1 protein-coding gene is annotated in these 1,014 nt (G+C 57.3%); it reads right to left on the bottom strand.

The window, feature by feature from the left end:
• The coding region (locus CVS30_RS17710) for a DUF222 domain-containing protein (protein WP_146233448.1) at nucleotides 1-945 on the bottom strand (945 nt) is incomplete at its 3' end.
• Nucleotides 946-1,014 lie beyond the last annotated feature (69 nt).

The raw sequence follows: 1,014 nt of genomic DNA, 5'->3' as shown, positions 1-1,014 counted from the left end.
GGTGGTGGGTGGGCGGTGGATGTGGTTTTCGTCCATGGTTTGGTTCAGGAGCAGGGTTGCTACGATATCGGCTCGGAGTTGGGTGAGGGTTCGTTCCTCGTGGGGTCCTTGAGCGGCTGTGGCGGTGAGGGTGCAGTGATCCCAGACGGCTTCGATCGTGGGGGCCGGGGCGTATAAGCTCAGCCAGGACATGCCATCGCTCGCGCGGCTTTTCTGGATTCGCCGATCGGTGTAGGCGCGAAGGGTCCGTTCGGGGATTGTTTCTGGATGCAACCGTTCTCGTGAACGACGGGCTTTGTCTTTGAAACTACGAAGGGTACTTCCCCAGGCTTTGCTCAGAAGTGTTTGTTCGAAGCTCTCCACGCTGGTGTCCTCGACTCCGATGGAGCGCAGTAGTTCGGTTTCTTCCGCGATCACGACCGCGAATTCCCACCCTAACTCCCCACCCTCCATCGCCCCCAGGGTGTGCGGGAGTGAGTGGACTAAGGATTTCGCGTGAATCATGAGTTGTTCGGCAGTGCCCTCGGGGATACTCAACACCACGGCTAACTCGGCACGGACTTGATCGAAAGCCCTGCCGCGTTGCCACGGATCCAGCCCTTGAAGTTCTCCTTCTAGGGCTGCGACAGTATCGAGGCGTTCAACGACCCTCAGCAGTAACGCTGCGCAGTGATTTTGATGCCGTCGTAAAGCAGTCACCGTGTTCAAGCACTCCTCCATGAGGAGCTGAACACCTTCTACCTGCGAACCCACCCCACCAACCACACCAGAATTCTCCGGGGTTGGGGTGATCAGGCCCGGGCGGGTCGGCAAGTGAGTGAACTCCGCGAGGCGATCTTCCAGGGATTCAAGAACCGGTAGCGTCAACGCAGAGACTCGATCCGCGACACTCACCGTGGCGGATGACTCACCCCGAGAAACCGGGGAATTCCCTGAACTACCCATACCACAATTATAGTCACCACGTTCACGAAACACCAGAAGAATTCGAAAAATACTAGAACAAATATCTGA

Source organism: Arthrobacter psychrolactophilus, assembly GCF_003219795.1.
Classification (GTDB): Bacteria; Actinomycetota; Actinomycetes; order Actinomycetales; family Micrococcaceae; genus Specibacter; species Specibacter psychrolactophilus.
The sequence above is the reverse complement of the archived record's forward strand: the minus strand, read 5'-3'. Positions and strand labels throughout refer to the sequence as shown.